At 69.3% G+C, this 15,869-nt stretch carries 18 protein-coding genes and 2 pseudogenes; 9 read left to right on the plus strand and 11 right to left on the minus strand.

The genetic code is table 11. The features are described 5' to 3' along the window. A pseudogene (locus ABT299_RS43050) lies at positions 1–218 on the minus strand (hypothetical protein); the annotation flags it as partial. 288 nt (positions 219–506) lie between these two features. On the opposite strand from ABT299_RS43050, the gene ABT299_RS43055 reads away from it, so the two are divergent. Together ABT299_RS43055 and ABT299_RS43060 are read left to right on the plus strand one after the other, a co-directional pair. Beyond that, positions 507–2,099: a DUF4331 domain-containing protein gene (locus ABT299_RS43055; RefSeq protein WP_500254298.1), complete on the plus strand. Its 1,593-nt coding sequence runs from the start codon at positions 507–509 to the stop codon at positions 2,097–2,099. Positions 2,100–2,388: 289 nt separating this feature from the next. Beyond that, complete coding sequence (locus ABT299_RS43060) at positions 2,389–2,886, plus strand: class F sortase (RefSeq protein WP_500254299.1); 498 nt, start codon at positions 2,389–2,391, stop codon at positions 2,884–2,886. A 267-nt stretch (positions 2,887–3,153) separates the two neighbouring features. On the opposite strand, the gene ABT299_RS43065 is transcribed toward ABT299_RS43060, so the two are convergent. Together ABT299_RS43065 and ABT299_RS43070 are read right to left on the minus strand one after the other, a co-directional pair. Then, a complete protein-coding gene (locus ABT299_RS43065; protein ID WP_500254335.1) occupies positions 3,154–4,029 on the minus strand; it encodes a Clp protease N-terminal domain-containing protein in 876 nt (291 codons plus the stop codon). A 74-nt stretch (positions 4,030–4,103) separates the two neighbouring features. Further along, on the minus strand, positions 4,104–4,484 hold the full coding sequence (locus ABT299_RS43070) for an ArsR/SmtB family transcription factor (RefSeq protein WP_500254300.1): 381 nt from the start codon (positions 4,482–4,484) through the stop codon (positions 4,104–4,106). Between the two features lie 116 nt (positions 4,485–4,600). Between ABT299_RS43070 and ABT299_RS43075 the strand changes: the two genes are divergently transcribed. From ABT299_RS43075 to ABT299_RS43085, 3 genes are all read left to right on the plus strand, one after another. After that, the gene (locus ABT299_RS43075) at positions 4,601–5,590 is read left to right on the plus strand and encodes an FAD-dependent oxidoreductase (RefSeq protein ID WP_500254301.1); all 990 of its coding nucleotides are present in this window, start codon (positions 4,601–4,603) and stop codon (positions 5,588–5,590) included. 68 nt (positions 5,591–5,658) lie between these two features. Next, positions 5,659–6,051: an oxidoreductase dimerization domain-containing protein gene (locus tag ABT299_RS43080; RefSeq protein WP_500254302.1), complete on the plus strand. Its 393-nt coding sequence runs from the start codon at positions 5,659–5,661 to the stop codon at positions 6,049–6,051. Positions 6,052–6,467: 416 nt separating this feature from the next. Beyond that, on the plus strand, positions 6,468–6,968 hold the full coding sequence (locus tag ABT299_RS43085) for an EF-hand domain-containing protein (RefSeq protein ID WP_500254303.1): 501 nt from the start codon (positions 6,468–6,470) through the stop codon (positions 6,966–6,968). On the opposite strand, the gene ABT299_RS43090 is transcribed toward ABT299_RS43085, so the two are convergent. Beyond that, positions 6,934–7,203: a hypothetical protein gene (locus ABT299_RS43090; RefSeq protein WP_500254304.1), complete on the minus strand. Its 270-nt coding sequence runs from the start codon at positions 7,201–7,203 to the stop codon at positions 6,934–6,936. The genes ABT299_RS43085 and ABT299_RS43090 overlap by 35 nt on opposite strands. Before the next feature lie 346 nt (positions 7,204–7,549). Between ABT299_RS43090 and ABT299_RS43095 the strand changes: the two genes are divergently transcribed. Beyond that, the gene (locus ABT299_RS43095; protein ID WP_500254305.1) at positions 7,550–8,032 is read left to right on the plus strand and encodes a response regulator; all 483 of its coding nucleotides are present in this window, start codon (positions 7,550–7,552) and stop codon (positions 8,030–8,032) included. Between the two features lie 160 nt (positions 8,033–8,192). Here the strand turns inward: ABT299_RS43095 and ABT299_RS43100 are convergent, their stop codons facing one another. The 4 genes and pseudogenes from ABT299_RS43100 to ABT299_RS43115 form a co-directional block, all read right to left on the minus strand. Beyond that, complete coding sequence (locus ABT299_RS43100; protein ID WP_500254306.1) at positions 8,193–8,441, minus strand: hypothetical protein; 249 nt, start codon at positions 8,439–8,441, stop codon at positions 8,193–8,195. 51 nt (positions 8,442–8,492) lie between these two features. Beyond that, positions 8,493–8,780, minus strand: a complete 288-nt coding sequence (locus ABT299_RS43105) for a hypothetical protein (protein WP_500254307.1) — start codon at positions 8,778–8,780, stop codon at positions 8,493–8,495. Positions 8,781–9,531: 751 nt separating this feature from the next. Next, positions 9,532–9,849, minus strand: a pseudogene (locus ABT299_RS43110) (catalase); the annotation flags it as partial. Positions 9,850–9,993: 144 nt separating this feature from the next. After that, entirely contained in the window at positions 9,994–10,878 is an 885-nt protein-coding gene (locus ABT299_RS43115; RefSeq protein ID WP_500254308.1) for an alpha/beta fold hydrolase, read from the minus strand. A 337-nt stretch (positions 10,879–11,215) separates the two neighbouring features. Here ABT299_RS43115 and ABT299_RS43120 point away from each other — a divergent pair, with 337 nt between their 5' ends. The 3 genes from ABT299_RS43120 to ABT299_RS43130 all read left to right on the plus strand — a co-directional run bounded on the left by ABT299_RS43120 (position 11,216) and on the right by ABT299_RS43130 (position 13,277). Next, complete coding sequence (locus ABT299_RS43120; protein ID WP_500254309.1) at positions 11,216–11,374, plus strand: hypothetical protein; 159 nt, start codon at positions 11,216–11,218, stop codon at positions 11,372–11,374. Next, the gene (locus tag ABT299_RS43125; RefSeq protein WP_500254310.1) at positions 11,364–12,785 is read left to right on the plus strand and encodes a glycosyltransferase family 2 protein; all 1,422 of its coding nucleotides are present in this window, start codon (positions 11,364–11,366) and stop codon (positions 12,783–12,785) included. Before ABT299_RS43120 ends, ABT299_RS43125 begins: the two co-directional genes overlap by 11 nt. Positions 12,786–12,968: 183 nt before the next feature. Beyond that, on the plus strand, positions 12,969–13,277 hold the full coding sequence (locus tag ABT299_RS43130) for a MarR family transcriptional regulator (RefSeq protein WP_500254311.1): 309 nt from the start codon (positions 12,969–12,971) through the stop codon (positions 13,275–13,277). An 18-nt stretch (positions 13,278–13,295) separates the two neighbouring features. Here ABT299_RS43130 and ABT299_RS43135 read toward each other — a convergent pair whose 3' ends face one another. The 3 genes from ABT299_RS43135 to ABT299_RS43145 all read right to left on the minus strand — a co-directional run bounded on the left by ABT299_RS43135 (position 13,296) and on the right by ABT299_RS43145 (position 15,697). After that, complete coding sequence (locus ABT299_RS43135) at positions 13,296–13,694, minus strand: STAS domain-containing protein (protein ID WP_500254312.1); 399 nt, start codon at positions 13,692–13,694, stop codon at positions 13,296–13,298. Positions 13,695–14,062: 368 nt separating this feature from the next. Continuing rightward, positions 14,063–14,425 (minus strand): STAS domain-containing protein, encoded by a 363-nt coding sequence (locus ABT299_RS43140; protein ID WP_433145157.1) that lies wholly within the window; start codon positions 14,423–14,425, stop codon positions 14,063–14,065. Between the two features lie 771 nt (positions 14,426–15,196). Beyond that, complete coding sequence (locus ABT299_RS43145; RefSeq protein ID WP_500254313.1) at positions 15,197–15,697, minus strand: hypothetical protein; 501 nt, start codon at positions 15,695–15,697, stop codon at positions 15,197–15,199. Between the last annotated feature and the right edge of the window lie 172 nt (positions 15,698–15,869).

Below are 15,869 nucleotides of genomic sequence, written 5' to 3' on the forward strand. Positions count from 1 at the left end.
TGCGTGAACTGGTCGTAGACGAGGCGGCGCGGCGCACCGATGTCGGTGTGCTCGATGATGTTGGTGACCTTCACCTTCTTGCCGCCGCCGCCCTTCTTCAGGGCGCCGCCGACGGTGTCCTTCAGCCGCCCGAACAGGCCCTTCTTCTCGCCGCCCTGCTCACCGGGCTCACCCGCGGCCGGCTCTTTCGGGTGGGCAGGGCCGAGAACTGGCCTCATCGGGTGTTCACTGGTCGGCCGCAAGGGCGGCCTGATCTTCGATTCCTCTGGCGCGGGCAGACGCCCCCCTTTCCCGGGTAGGCGGGGCAGGGCGTGGGAAGCGCCTGCAGACCCCTGGATTACACACATGGCCCCTCCGACTCGGTCAAAGATTGATCAACGAGCGTCAGGCTTTCGCCGCCACCGCGTGCCGGCATCGGCGGGGGGTACGACCGCCCCGCTTGATCAACATTGAGGCGGAGGGTCTGTCTCCGTCCTCACCATCTGTGATCGAAAGGGACGGGTGCAATGCGTCATATTCGGGAGCGTGCGCGGTCCAAGCGCCCGCTCGCCGCGGCCGCCGCGGCGGGAACGCTCGGTGCGGCCTGCATGCTGGCGACGCTGGGGCCGGGTACCAGCACGGCCTCCAGTCACCGGGAGGCGCCGCTGATCGCCGGTGACCCGCAGGCTGACAACACCGACGTGTACGCCTTCACCAGCCCCGACCGCCCGGACACGGTGACGCTCACCGCGAACTGGATCCCGTTCGAGGAGCCCAACGGCGGCCCGAACTTCTACCCCTTCGCGACCAAGGCGCACTACAACATCAAAATCGACAACGACGGCGACGGGTACGCCGACATCACCTACCGGTGGACGTTCCGCAACGAAGACCGCCGCGGCAACAACACCTTCCTGTACAACAACGGGCCCGTCACCTCGCTGCGGGACGCGACGCTGCTGTTCCGCCAGCACTACTCGCTGACGGAGGTCACCAAGGCCGGCACCCGGACCCTGATCAAGGACGCGATCGCGGCGCCGTCGTTCGTGGGCAAGGCGTCGATGCCCAACTACGCCGCGCTGCGCCAGCAGGCCATCAACACCGTGCCCGGCGGCGGCAAGACCTACGTCGGGCAGGCCGACGACTCCTTCTTCCTGGACCTGCGGGTCTTCGACCTGCTGTACGGCGGGAACCTGAGCGAGACCGGCACCGACACCCTCAAGGGCTACAACGTCAACACCATCGCCCTGCAGGTCCCCAAAACGGCACTGGCGTTCAAGGGCAACCCCCGGCGCAATCCCGCCATCGGCGTCTGGTCCACCACCGACCGGCAAGGACCCGACGCCGAGCTCGACAAGGCCCCGGCCGGGCAGTACCACCAGGTGTCGCGGCTGGGGAACCCGCTGGTCAACGAGGTGGTCTCGCCGGCCGGCCTCAAGGACGCCTTCAACCGGCTGGACCCCTCCCAGGACCACACCGTCGCCCCGCTGGTGAACCGGGTCCTCAACCCCGAGGTGCCGCAGCTGATCCAGAAGATCTACAAGATCCCGGCGCCGGCCACGCCCCGAAAAGACCTGCAGGAGATCTTCCTGACCGGCATCGCCAAGAAGGCCGGCGGGCCGATCAAAGCCGACCTGAACTCCCAGCTGCTGAACAAGGACGCCAACGCCGCCAAGTTCACCCCGGCCGAGGAGCTGCGGCTGAACATGGGGGTACCGGTCACCGCCCGACCGAACCGGCTCGGTGTGCTCGCCGGCGACCTGCAGGGCTTCCCCAACGGACGCCGCCTCACCGACGATGTCGTCGACATCGAACTCCAAGCCCTCGAGGGCGCCGCGCAGACCGGCAAGCTCGTTCCGGCGCTGGCCAAGGGCGACCGCGTCAACACCAACGACGTCGCCTTCGGCCAAGCCTTCCCCTACGTCGCGCTGCCGCACAACAGCGGGTCGGGCAAGGCCACGCCCTCGGGCGGCGCCGCCACCGGGGGAGGGGCCACCGCCGGCCTGCAGCACACCGGCTTGCTGGGGCTGGGTGCCGGCCTGCTGGCCGCCGCCGCCGGAGCGCTGATGTTCCACCACCGCAGGCGCATCCTTCCCGCCAGGCAGAATGCGGCCGAGTAGGACCATCACGCGGCTGCACACCGCACTGAGTCCGGCACTGGATTCGGCAATGTCGTCGGTACTGCGCACGGCACGGTTCCGGAGGCGGTGCGCCGTGCCGGCCGCCGGTGGCCGCCGGGACCGGGTGGTCCCGGCGGCCACCGCGGTGCTAGCAGCCGCGGGAGCGTATGCGATCGCTGTCGCTCTCGCTGACCAGCAGCACCCACCTCAACCACCTCGCCCCGCAGCGACCGTGTCGAACACAGCCCCCTCCGCCCACGCCGGACTCGCCGGCCCGTCTCTGGAACCGATGCCCTACGCAACGCCGACCTGGATCGACATCCCCGCCATCAAGGTTGCGGCCCCGCTCATCTCCCTGGGGCTGAACGACGACGGAACACTCCAGGTGCCCTCGCCGGGCCCCGACTACGACAAGGCCGCCTGGTACAGCGGCTCGGCCGCGCCCGGCCAGCCGGGAACCGCCGTCATCGAAGGCCACCTCGACTCGGCCCGCGACGGCCCCTCTGTGTTCTACCGCCTCGGCGCCCTGCGCCCTGGCGACACCGTCGCCGTCACCCGCACCGACCACCGAACCGCGATCTACCGGGTTGACACCGTCAAGCGCTACAGCAAGACCGCCTTCCCCACCAGCACCGTCTACAGCGACACCGACACCCCGTCGCTGCGGCTGATCACCTGCGGCGGCGACTTTGACACCCGCACTCGCCACTACACCGACAACACCGTCGTCTTCGCCACCCTCACCAACGCCCCCCAGCACATCCGGTCGCCGGGAGCGTCCAGTTAGTCAGTGGCTCTCTCGCTCTTTCGGCGGTAACGGAGGGTGTCATCCTGTCACGCTAGGGGGTGATCAAGGGCGGCGGTCTTATCGGTGTGGTGTTCTCGGACCTGTCCGGCCTGGTTATCGACGATGGCGGACGAGGGGAGCAAACCGGGTACCCACCTGTACTGATCGATGCCGAGACCCGCTGTCGGGTCGACGTCCAGCCCGACCGCAGGCCCGTCACTCCCGCAGCGTGGCTTCGCGAGCACCGGGGCGCGCGGGTGCCTCCGGTCAGCCGGTGCGTGCTCCGCGGAGTTCGGCGCGCAGGATGTCGATGGCGGTCTGGGCGCAGTTGCCGCAGATCCATACGCCGGGTCCCGCGACCAGGGGGCCGAGGTCGGTGCAGCCGCAGAAGGAGCAGGCCCGGCCCGTGCTCTTGCTCTTGCCGATGCGGCGGTGTCGGCGCTGGACGGGCGCCACCCATTCCTGGAGGTCTCTCGTGAGCTGGGAAATGTCGGTGCCGAGGTCGTCTAGGACGCGGCGGGCGGCCGATCCGGGGTCGGTGGCCAGGCTGAACAGCAGGTGCTCGCAGCGGAGCTGGGTGTGGCCGCGGCGGGCGGCCAATCGGCGTGCTGCGGCGATGGCCTGTTCGGCTTCGCCGTCGCCGACGACCCGGCGTTCGGTCCCGTCTCCTGTGGTGATCATCGCGGGTTCGAGCAGGCGGGCGGCCGCCTCGCGGACCGTGCCGCGGGTGACGCCGAGCCGGTCCAGGACGCCGGCCGACACCCCGCCGTGTAGTAGGCCGAGCAGCAGGTGGTGGGTGCCGGCCGCGCTGTCATCGGCGTCCGCTGCGGTGTGGGCGACCTGGAGGCAGGCCTGCAGCCTCGGGACAATGGCCAGGTTCTCGGCGGCGTCGGCGATCTGGTCGTCGACCTGGAGCCGGTTGGCGAACTTCTGCCGTGCGGCCTGCTTGGAGACGCCGAGCCGTTCCCCGATCAGCGTCCAGGACACGCCCGCCGCCCGGGCCGCCCCCACGTAGTGCTCGATCAGCGCGTCGGCCGCGGTGCCGGCCTCGGCGGCGACGGCGACGGCGGCCGCCAGCAACTCCAGCGGGTCATCGCCGTCGGCCCGCTGCTGCGCGGCCGCCACAAGATTCGGGAGGTTCATCTCGCCCACGCGACAACCTTAGATTGTCGATATCAAATCGACAACGCTGGGTTGTCGAGCTGGTTCGCCGTGGTTCAGTCCTGGCTGTGGGGGATGTGGGTGCAGCAGGCCAGAGGGGAGGCGTTGTCGGCGGCCAGGGAGCGGGCCAGAGCGATCAGGTCGGCCGCGCGCGGATCGCCGACGGAGTAGCGCGCTCTCCTGCCGTCGCGGCGGGCGGTGACGTAGCCGCAGTCGACCAGGCAGGACAGGTGTACCGACACCCGCGGCTGCGAGATGCCGGCGTGCGCGACGCAGTCGGCGGAGGTGCGCTCGCCGCCGAGGATGTACTCCAGCAGCTTCAGCCGGGTGGGGTCGGCCAAGGCGCGAAAGAACCTCGCCACCGTGTCCAGGTGGGCGCACGGCACCTCGGTCGCATCACGGGCGGGCGATGCGGGGGCAGGGGGGTGGTCGGGCATGCGGCCTCCACGACGAGAACTATTCGCCTATGCGCATAATGCTGGGAGCAGTGAGCTATTCGGTTAAGCGCATAGATCGCGGGAGGGTGCGGTTCCTGATGCGAGGAGGTGCTGCGGTGAACGCAGCGGGCAGCGGATACGACCTGGCGGTCATCGGCTCGGGCGGCGGGGCGTTCGCCGCGGCGATCGCCGCACGACGCGAGGACCGCTCGGTGGTGATGATCGAACGCGCCACCACCGGGGGGACGTGCGTGAACACCGGCTGCGTGCCGTCCAAGGCGCTGCTGGCCGCCGCCGAGGCCCGCCGCAGCGCACTGGAGGGACGGCGTTTCCCCGGCATCCGCACGGAGGCCGGTCCGGTGGACTTCGACGCGCTGATCGCGGGCAAGGACAGGCTGGTTCAGCAGATGCGGGCTGAGAAGTACACCGAACTGGCCGCCGAGTACGGCTGGGACATCCTTGGGGGCACCGCCCGCTTCACCGGCAGCCCGGACGACCCCGCCCTGGAGGTCGCGCCGGCCGACGGCGGCGGCAGCCGCCGGATCGAGGCCGCGCACTATCTAATCGCGACCGGCTCGGTGCCGTGGGCGCCGCCCGTCGACGGGCTTGCCGAGGCTGGCTACCTCACCTCCACCACTGCGATGGACCTGGACGTCCTGCTGGCGAGCCTGCTGGTACTGGGCGGCGGGTATGTCGGGCTAGAGCAGGCCCAGCTGTTCGCCCGTCTGGGCGCCAAGGTCACCGTGATCGCGCGCAGCCGCCTGGCCTCCGGTGAGGAACCCGAGATCTCCGCCGCCCTTCAGGGCGTGTTCGCCGGCGAGGGCATCACCGTCCACACTCACACCCGTCTGACCGCCGTGCGCCGGGACTCCGGCGAGATCGTGGCCACCGCCCGCACCGGAGACGGTCAAGTGCTGGAGCTGCGCGCCGCGCATCTGCTGGTGGCCGCCGGCCGCCGTCCGGTCACCGACGGCCTGGACCTTGGCGCGGTCGGGGTCACCACGGGCGAGCGGGGCGAAGTCGTGGTCGACGAGCAACTGCGTACGGCGAACCCGCGGATCTGGGCGGCCGGGGACGTACCGGGCACCCCCAGTTCGTCTACGTAGCCTCCACTCACGGCGCGCTGATCGCCGACAACGCCTTCGAAGGCATCACCGGCCGAGCCGGGCGCACGGTGGACTACCACCACCTGCCCAGGGTCACCTTCACCAACCCGGCCATCGCCTCCGCCGGCATGACCGACGCCCAAGCCGCCGCCCAGGGCTACACCTGCGACTGCCGGGTCCTGCCGCTGGAATACGTGCCCCGTGCGCTGGTCAACCGCGACACCCGCGGCCTGATCAAACTCGTCGCCGACACCTCCACCGGCCGCCTCCTTGGGGCGCACGTCCTGGCCGACGGCGCCGGTGACGTCATCGCCACCGCCGTGTACGCGCTCGCCAACGAGATGACGGTGCAGCAGATGGCCAGCCTATGGTGCCCTTACCTGACCATGGCCGAGGGCCTAAGGCTCGCGGCCCAGGCCTACACCCGCGACGTCACCAAGCTGTCCTACTGCGCCAGCTGAAGCCACCGGGAAGGAACCCGATCATGAGTACGAGCCGGACGCGGCCGATGACGGTCGGCGAGCTGTCCCGCCAGACCCGGGTGCTGGTCAAAACGCTGCGCACCGCGATCAGGGCGTGCGCCTCGGCGGCCATGTTTCTGCGGTCGGCGGACACCGTGGATCCACCAGACCTCCCCGGTCCCTGTGGTGGGCCGCGGGTTCGTGCGTGCATGGACAGCGCGGGCCTGGAGCCGATACCCCGCCGAGACCGACAGGACTGGGCCGCCGCCGGCCAGGAAGAGCTCACTTAACGGCCAGGAAAACGACCATCACTCTGAGTGTCAATATGGTCGCTAAATGTGAGAAGATGCTGGATGTAGAAGATGCCGGTAGGCGCTGAGGCTCGCAGTGACACTCACTTCGACCGGGGGCAGGTGATGACCGCCGAAGGGCAGCGGCAGAAGCTGAGCAGGCTGTACGTTCGGACTGCGGCGCCGCACATTCAGATCACCGAGGCGTCCCTCCTCCACGACACCGTCGGGTTGTGGTGCGCCCGTTTCGGAATTGGGGACCGATCGCCGGAGCGGGACCGGCTGGAGCGCCTCGCCCGAATGGTGTGGGCCTGGCTGATCGAGCACGCCGATTCCGACGGCGACGGGGTGATCGGTGGTCCGGAGTTCGTCGGCGCATACGGCAAGCCAGGGTTCATCGAGAACATCGCCGTCCCGGTCACCCTCGCTTCGACCGGGATGGCCGACCCCAGCGACGACCGCCGATTGTCAATGCACGACTGGGTGAGGCTGTACGCCGCCGGCAATCAGGGGCACGTCTTCGACGCGATATGCATCTTTCGGGCCGGAGCGAGCCGGTCCGGTGACATCGAGGTCCTTACCCGCGACGGTGTCATCCAGGGCGTCTCCGAGTTCTACGAAGGGTGAATATCGCCAGCGGGCGCTCGGGGCACGACTGCAAAGGTCGTCGTGACGGTATGCCGGTGCCCGATGTGGTCCGGCACGCGACTGGATCCGCGCCGGCGTGCCGCAGCACCCGCCGCTGCTGGTCGTCGTCGTAGCGCAGCTGGTAGTGGCCGCCGGCGCGCAGGTTCTCCACGATCTGCGCGGCGATCTCCACCGCTGCGACCTCACCGTCGGCCGGGTTGATCGTTTCGCCCACGCCCAGGCGATAACCCCGCGCGGTGAGCCTGCCCAGACCAGCGCCGAAACCCGGAATCTCCCCGTGTGGGCGCGTCCGGTCTTACTGGTTCGCGGTGGTTCGTCGCCGCGAGTTCAGCGCCGTCTCCGCGCCATGGACATCGCCAGCCTCACCGGCTCACTCACGAGCGGGGCGACGAACTGCCGCGGTCGCCGGGGAAGTACTGTCCCACCGCAGGAGTGCGGGCTGCGCCGTGCGGGGGTTGTGCGGGTCTGTGGCCTGCGGCAGGGTAGCTTCGGCGTTGGTTGCCGCAGCCCATCGCCGCGTATGTCGGCAGGCAAGACCGGCCCCAGATTTGAGGACCGCCATGGACGATGTCGTGATCACCGGCAAGGTGCCTGCCGATGAGCCGCAGCGGTCGCTGCGGGTACTGGCGGTCGAGGATGACCCCGGGGATCAGATGCTGATCCAGGAGTCCTTCGCCCAGCACGCCCCCCACCACCGCCTCACCATGGTCGACGACGGCGAGGAGGCACTGAACTTCGTGCACCGCCGCGCACCCTACACCGACGCCGCCCCGCCCGACATCATCGTGCTGGACCTCAACCTGCCCAAATACGACGGCCGAGCCGTCCTGGCCGACATCCGCAGCACCCCGGCGCTGACGGCGATCCCCGTGGTGATCTTCTCCACCTCAACCGCGCCCGACGACATCCGCGGCACCTACGAACTGCACGCCAACGCCTACATCACCAAACCGACCGACTTCGACGAATTCGCTGCCGTCATCAACAGCATCAACGACTTCTTCGCCCGCACCGCACGACTACCCGCCTCGGTCGGCGCCTGAGGCTCGGACGCCCATGCGAAGACCCGGGCTCTTCCCGCCAAGAGGCTGGGCCTGCCTGCTCGGGGTCGACCCGGGATTCATAGGTCGATCCCGTCGGTCCCGTAGGGGGTGTGCGGTTCTGCGGTTTGTTGTGCGGCGGTGACGCGGCGGGCCAGCGCGGTCAGCCGGGCGGCTTGCGGCCCAGCCGGGCGGCTTCCAGCGCCAGGTCCTCTCCCATCGGGCGGGGCGGGGCAGTGTCCTGGGTCAGTTGCCGGGCGATCGTCGTCAGCTGTGCGGCGATCAGCGTCAGCCATTCGGCGGTCTGGCCATCCTCCAGTGCGTCGTCGGCGCGGTCACCGATCTCGACCGGCCGCAACTGCTCGCGCGGGGCGACCTGGCCTTCGGGATGCCCGGCCGGGGCGAGCACCACCTGTAGTTCCAGGCCCGGGACCCGGCCCGTCCGGCCGCCGGAGCACTCTCCTTACGGTCCAAAATGGCGCTCGGGCATCGCGGTTACCCTCGCGACCAGCGTCGTCACGCCGTAGGGGCCGGGGCCGACACCGCGGACTACCTCGTCCAAAGTGACGCTCATGTCGCGGGGCAACGCGGCTGCCAGGTCGGCGAGCTGCCCAACGTCCGCGATCTCGCGCCCATGCCCGCCGACCACAGCGTTAGCCTCCTCGAACCCCGCCTCGGCGTCCAGGACATGGCCGGGACCGGGCTCGCCACCGCACTGACCCGCTAACACCATCGGCAGATCGTCAGTCATACGGGTCCTCTCTTGGGGGGTCGGGCGGGGCCGGGCCGCCGGAATCCAGGTACCGGAATATAGTCGCGCGCGCCACACCGACGGTGTCGGCGATCCGCCGAACGTGCACCGAGCGCGATGGCGGGTCGGTGCGAGCGCTCTCTCCTCATGACCAAAGACTTGAGGATTCCAGTAAGCCGACCCCACCGAACACGGGGCGCATCAAAGATTTCGCGCGGAACGCCGCTGAGCGCGTCCGCCAACAAGAGCAGGCGTTCTCCGACAGGCACTCTGAGGCTCAGGACCTGTGCACTCGGGGGACGTGAGCAGCCGCAGGACAAGCCGGAAGATCACCGCGGTCAGAGCCTGGCTCGGCCCCTGGGACTCCCTACCCGGGACCAGCCGGACTCGCCCACCTCCGGGAAACGAGTCGGCGTGTGCGTCAGCCACAGGGACGCGTGGGTGACACGCACGTGTGTCGATCAACCAGGCCGACGACCTGCAATGATCTTCCGGTGAAGACACCGTACCTAGATATGGGAGAGCAAGCGACTACCAACAGTAGCTGACGTGCCGCCGCTCGGTACTGGCACCGGGGAGGACCGGCGGGCCGCGAGGGCCAGGGGCATGGGCACGATTCCGGGCGCGGGCATGGCGGGGGACCGAGGGCCGCTATCTGGAGCTGGTGGCCAACGCGCGGGAGCTGGTGGAACTGGCGAGCCGCTGCTACTAGTTCACGCTCTTAGCAAAAGGGCTTCCGCCCCTGGCCGCCGCCCGCCACGCTGGAGAACCGGGCGAGCATCGGCGTGCGGCGCCCCGGCTGGAAGACGTCCGCGCAGGTGAACTCGCTGACGTCGGCGGTCACCTCGAACACTCCGTAGGCGCCGCCGCCCTTGGCGTGCACCACCCGCTCGGGCACCCGCTCGCGGTTGAACTGCGCCATCTTCTCCACGAGATAGATGTCGTGCAGCAGCAGCGGCCCGTCCCGCCCCACGCTCAGTGAGTTCTCGTCGCTGCCGAGCTCGGCGCCCGCGCCCGTCGTCGTCAGGCCCCGCGACGGCGCCGCCCGCCCGTTGCCCTGCTCGTCCATACGCTCCTCGTTCTCTCCTAGCCCAGTGGTGTACCGGAAGCCCTCAGCCCGGCCTCAATCGCAGCAGCCGGCCGCCGATGACGGCCGGAGCCCATTGGCCGGGAGGCTCTGGCCGTCATCGGCGACGTGCTGGGATCGCGGTCCTCAGAGCTTGAGGAAGTCCAGTAGGTCGTTGTTGAACTTCTCCTTGTCGCCCGGCACCAGCGCGATCCCGTGCGAGCCGCCCTCGTAGACCTTGAGGGTGGCGTTGGGGATGATCTCGGCGGACTTGCGGCCGGTGGCGTCGATCGGGACGATCTGGTCGTCGTCGCCGTGCACGATCAGCGTCGGGATGTCGAACTTGCGCAGGTCCTCGTGGAAGTCGGTGCGCGCGAACGCGTCAACGCACTTGACCCCGGCCTGGATGTTCTCCTGCATGGCCATGAACCAGAACGCGTCCCTGTTGCCTTGGGTGACCTTGTTGCCGGGCCGGTTGGCCGAGAAGAACCCCTCGGAGGCGTCCTTCCAGTACTGCGACCGCTCGCGCAGGATGCCGGCCTTGATGTCCTCGAACACTTGCTCGGGGACACCCTCGGGGTTGTCGGGGCCCTGGAGCATCAGCGGCGGGATCGCCGACAGCAGCACTGCCTGGGCGATCCGGCCGGTGCCGTGCCGGCCGATGTAGCGGGCCAGTTCCCCGCCGCCCATCGAGTGCGCCACCAGCGTGACGTCGCGCAGGTCGAGATGGTTGATGAGGTCGTTGAGGTCGTCGGCGAAGGTGTCGAAGTTGTAGCCGTTGAACGGCTGGCTGGAGCGGCCGTGGCCGCGGCGGTCGTGCGCGATCGCCCGGTAGCCGTTCTCGGCGACGAACTTCATCTGGTCTTCCCAGGCGTCGGCGTTCAGCGGCCACCCGTGGATGAAGACCACCGGCCGGCCCTGCCCCCAGTCCTTGTAGAAGATCTCCTCGCCGTCGCGCGTGGTGACGTACCCCATGCAGTTCCCCCCGGTACCGCCTTCGGCGTTGTGGTGGTGGTGATGGAACAGGCCCATCTCGCGTGCCCTCCTTCCAGAACCCCCGGCGCCCGGTGCGGCCCGGGGCTGAGTGAAGCGAGCCGACCGTCGCCGGTCCGCTCTGGGCATCCACGCACCGTTCTCCCCCCGCATTTCGGCCAATCGCGGTACACGCACGTAAAAAAGGGTTTGCCGAGGCCCGATCCGCCCGGATCGCTCTCCAGGGCCGCTGCGGAACCCCAGAGGCGAGAGTCGAGCTGCCGCGCCGCGCCACCGACCACTGGGAAACCTTTTGCAGACCACGGATGATCATCTGCGCGGGTGCGGGTACGCGCGGGGATATCAGTGGTCATCAACATGTCCTGGAGGTCTCTGCATGCCTTACGGATCGGCCGCCACCGGCGGGACGCTCGCCTACACCGGCTTGGCGATGGGCCACATCTGGCTCGCCGCGACCGGCCTCGGCCTGGTGCTGCTCGGCGCGCTCCTGGTCAGGATCGGGTTCCGGCGTGGACGAGGACCGCTTGAGCACTGAAGCCCAGTCGACCCCGAAGGCCCGGCCCAGCGCCGGGTTCCGGGCGCCGGCCGCGCGGTACGCGCCGCCGCGGACCCGCATCATGCTGGCGGCGCTGCCGCTGGCCGGGTTCGCCGCCTGGACCCTGACCCACCTGGTCGCCGTCGTCACCACCTTCCGCACCCCGTTCGGAGCGACGTGCGTGGCCTGGGGCGTGTCGTTCCTGGCGCTGTGGTGGGTCCCGGTGTCGTGGCTGGAGCGGCCGTTCCAGGCGTCCGAAGAGCAGCAGAAGGCCCTCGACGGCCTGACGGTGACCGTCCAGGTGCCGGTCTACAACGAGGACCCGGCCGCACTGCGCGCCTGCCTGCGCTCGGTGCTGGAGCAGAGCCGGCGCGTGGACCGCGTCCACATCGTCGACGACGGATCCACCGACGCCGCAGGCGAGCCCGTCGCCTACGACGACGTGCGCCGCGACTTCCAGGACGCCGCGGCCGCGCTCGGCATCGACACCACCTGGCAGCGCACCCCCAACCGCGGCAAGCGGTTCGCGCAGATGCACGCCCTGGCCGGCGACGACGCCGACGTCTTCATCACCCTCGACAGCGACTCCGTCCTGGACCGCCACGCCGTCCGCGAGGGCCTGCAGCCCTTCGCGAACCCGCGCGTGCAGTCGGTCGGCGGGCACGTCCTCGTCCTCAACCGGACCGCGAGCCTGCTGACCCGCATGACGTGCGTGCTGTACCTGCCGTTCACCCGCGGCGTCCGCAGCGCCCAATCGGTGCTGAAACGAGTCACCATCAACTCCGGAACGCTCGCCTTCTACCGGGCCGATGTGGTGCGCCGCGCCGCGGGCGTGTACGAGCACGAGCGGTTCGCCGGCCGGCCGATGCAGATGAACGACGACTCGATGCTCACCTTCTACGCGCTGCTGGCCGGCGACACCGTCCACCAGCCCAGCTCCATCGCCTTCACCCTCGTCCCCGAGCACCTCGGCCACTACATCAACCAGCAACTGCGCTGGATGCGCGGCACCACCGTCCGGCACCTGTGGTGGCTGCGGTACATGCCCGTCACCGGCGCCGTGTTCTGGATGACGATCACCGAATACCTGCACCTGGTCCTGGCGGTACTGCTCCCGGCCGTGCTGCTGCTCGACCCCTACTACCGGACGCACCTGGACTCGATCGCGGCCGCGGGAGTACAGGTCGCGATCGTCATGAACTACCTGACGGCCCTGCGCATCTTCACCGTCCGACGCAGCGACGAGCCCGCATGGGCGCGCGCGGCGCTGTTCGCCTGCACACCGCTCATCGCCCTGTGGCGGCTGCTGGTCCTGCGGCCCCTCTACCTGTACGCGATGTGCACCTGCCGCCACGTCGGCCGCTGGGGAACCCGCCAGACCGTCGAAGTCTCCCTCGCAGAACCACAGTGACGGGCCCCCTCCAAGGAGAAGCGACCCGGTGAGGAGTCCACGCTCAGTGCCCAGCAGCACTCCAGCGAAGATGATGCGGTTCCCTTACCCGGCCGATCCGATGACCACCGAAGGCATCACAGGAACTATGATTCGGTAATCACAAGCCGTGAATCTGGTGACCATCGACTTGCGGGGCCGCCCATGCAGCCGTCCGGCGCCAAACCCTGGACGTTCCTGACCAACCACGCCCGCGTCCTGGCCATCGTCGCCCGCGACCCGCACAGCCGTGTCCGCGACATCGCCGACCACATCGGCATCACCGAACGCGCCGTGCAGCGCATCGCGACCGACCTGGAAGCCGGCGGCTACCTCACCCGCACCCGCACCGGCCGCCGCACCCACTACACCCTCCACCCCGACCAGCCGCTCGACGACGACCTCCCCGGCCCCATCAGCGCGCTGCTGGACCTGCTCACCGGCCCCCCGCGACGCGGGAGCGACCTGCCCTAGCGAACTCCAGAGCAGGGCTCACCAGGCAGGCGACGACGGAGCCGGCCCAGCCCCGGGCACATCACCGAAAGCGTCCACGACGCGCACCGGCCCATCCACCCCGGTCCTGGCCAGCAACTCAGCCAACCGCGGGCCCGGACGCACCACCACCAACTCACCGCCGAGGGCACCGACCTGCTTCCACAACCGCACCAGCGCGTTGATCCCCGACGAATCGCAGAAGGTCACCTGCGACACCTCCAACGCGATCCGCGGCGGCCTGGGCAACGCCACCAGCGCGGCCGTCCGACCGATCAAGACCGGAGCGGTGGCCACATCGAACTCGCCGCTCAACTCGACCACCACCCACCGCCCGGCCGGCCCGATCCGCGCGCTCAACCTCGACACCAGCGACGACCGACCCGGCGTCGCCGTCATCCCCCGCACCCTCCACTGGGCTTCCAGGCATCCATAGCCTCCAGCCTAGGCACGAACAACCCTGATCAAGCATTCAACCGCGGATCCCATGTCCGGCCGGAAAGGCAGAGTCCCCCGAAGGCACCGCCCTCACCTCGGGGGACTCACGTGAACGGATCAAAACACCCCTGGGGCAGTCCGCAACCGAAGGCAGCGAACCACGCCGAGGGGCGAAGCCCGGCGAAACTTCCAGATTCCCGTCACGGCCACTTCGAACACAGGCACAGCCCCATGATCAAGAGCTCGGCGAGAACCCGTAGCGGGCCGCCGGCCGGAGCCTGCTGCGGCCCCGCAGGTCAGGATCGCTGCCTGGTCCTGCGCCGGGGCGATCAGGAAGGCCAAGCTGGATGATCGGGAAGGGCAGTGTGGATATCCAGCGCCCGATCGAGGCCGGTGATGTGCAGGAGTCCGGCCACTCCGCAGGTGGGATTGAGCATGACCATGCGGCCGTGGGCGAGCCCGATCCTCTTCCATGCGATGACGAACTCACGGAGCGCGGAGGAGTCACAGAACGCGAGTTGGCTGAGGTCGACTGCGATCAGAGGCGGGCTGTGCAAGTTGATCGCCGCGTTGAGATAGCGAGTGAGGCTTGGGGCGCTGACGAAGTCGATCTCTCCCGCGACGGTGAGAACAACCCACCCCTCCCGCCAACTGAGAGCGAAGGTGGCATGGTCGTCGGGTGCGGCTGCCATGGTGCGAATCCTTCGGGCGGGAGCGTCGAACCGTTGAGATTCTCCGTTTGAGATTCTCTACCACCTTGCGTGATCGATTCAACACTGAAGGTCATGGCCCGCATGTCGGCCCAGGTAGCGACCGCATCTCGGGGAACGAAAGTTCTAGATGCTCGAAGCGTCCACCGGGTCCGGCGGTCTCGAAAATGGGTGAGGCTGCGTGCGAGTACCTGGAGATGGTGCTGGGGCGCGCGCCCGCTCAATGGCCGGACCGCCGGGCCGGTGTTGCTGGCCGACCGGAGCGCACCGGGCCGGGACGGCGCCCCCCGGCGGCCAGCGACGTGTGCACGGACAGTCGGCTGCGGCCGACTGTCCTAGTGAGGACGCACCCAACGTCAAGGTGCTGTAGCTGCGCAGTAGCCCGGCCGCGCTGGACGACTGCGCCTGCCCCGCCGCCGAGGCCCCCGCATGTGTGCGCCCGTCCGGTTCATCGGTGTCGGTGCAGACTCTCAGGTGCCGGCGCTGCCCGCCGGCCCCGGTCGGCTTGCTGCCTGCTTGCCGCAGAGGCGCCTGCCGGTCCCACTGCGGGGCAGCGGTGGATCCCCGGCTGGAGCGGTCCGCGTCGGGAAGAGCGGTTCCTCCGTCGGGATGCCCCGTAGCCCTGGCGGCTCCTGCCGCCCCAGCGGTGGCGGCGGCGCGTTCGGCTTCGGCGCGCCGCGCCTCGCGCACGCCGACTACCAGGAAGCGTCCGAGCGCGGTCGCCGCCAGCGCGATGGTGATCGCGCCGAGCCCCTAGAGGAACGACAGGTGCTCGGCGATCTGCCGTGTCTGGCCGCCCAGCGCTCTACCTGGGCCGCCGCCCCACAGCGGGGCGATCGTGGTGCCGACGACGAACCACGGCCCTCCCGCGATGGCCAGCCACGAGCCGACCATGGCGACGGGACGGACGGCGCTGATCATCAGGATCAGCCCGCCGAGCGCGACGGCGATCGCCGGCAGGATGGACAGCACCAGCCGGTCGGAGGTGTAGTCCCAGGTGGCGGTCGACCCGAACCCGAAGCTGAAGTAGGGGCCGACGAACGGGATGAGCCCGCCCCACAGCCCAGAAGCACCAGTAGCAGACCGTTGACCATGCCCCGGCTGCGTGTCGCCTTCAGCACCCCGGACATCGGAGTGCGTGAAGGGCTCGCCCTCCCAGTCATGGCTATACCTCCTTGAATGCGCGGAAATGCCCTGTTTTGTCGTCGTGTCCGGCCCGTGTCGCTCCAATCGGGCCGGTTCTGAGGCGGTCATTTGTTTGCCGTAGTCGAGATCATTCCTGTGAATCTCATTCCGGTTACGTGACCTGGTGTCTCCCGATAATGGGCTGGGTTCGGTCTGAACTCATCGTCGACGAACACGGCGGCGGGAGGGGAGCAGACCGGCCAAGAGTCGCGGGGCCGCAGGGCGTGATGGATCAGCACCG

It is taken from the genome of Spirillospora sp. NPDC000708 (genome assembly GCF_040299565.1).
Lineage (GTDB): Bacteria > Actinomycetota > Actinomycetes > Streptosporangiales > Streptosporangiaceae > Spirillospora.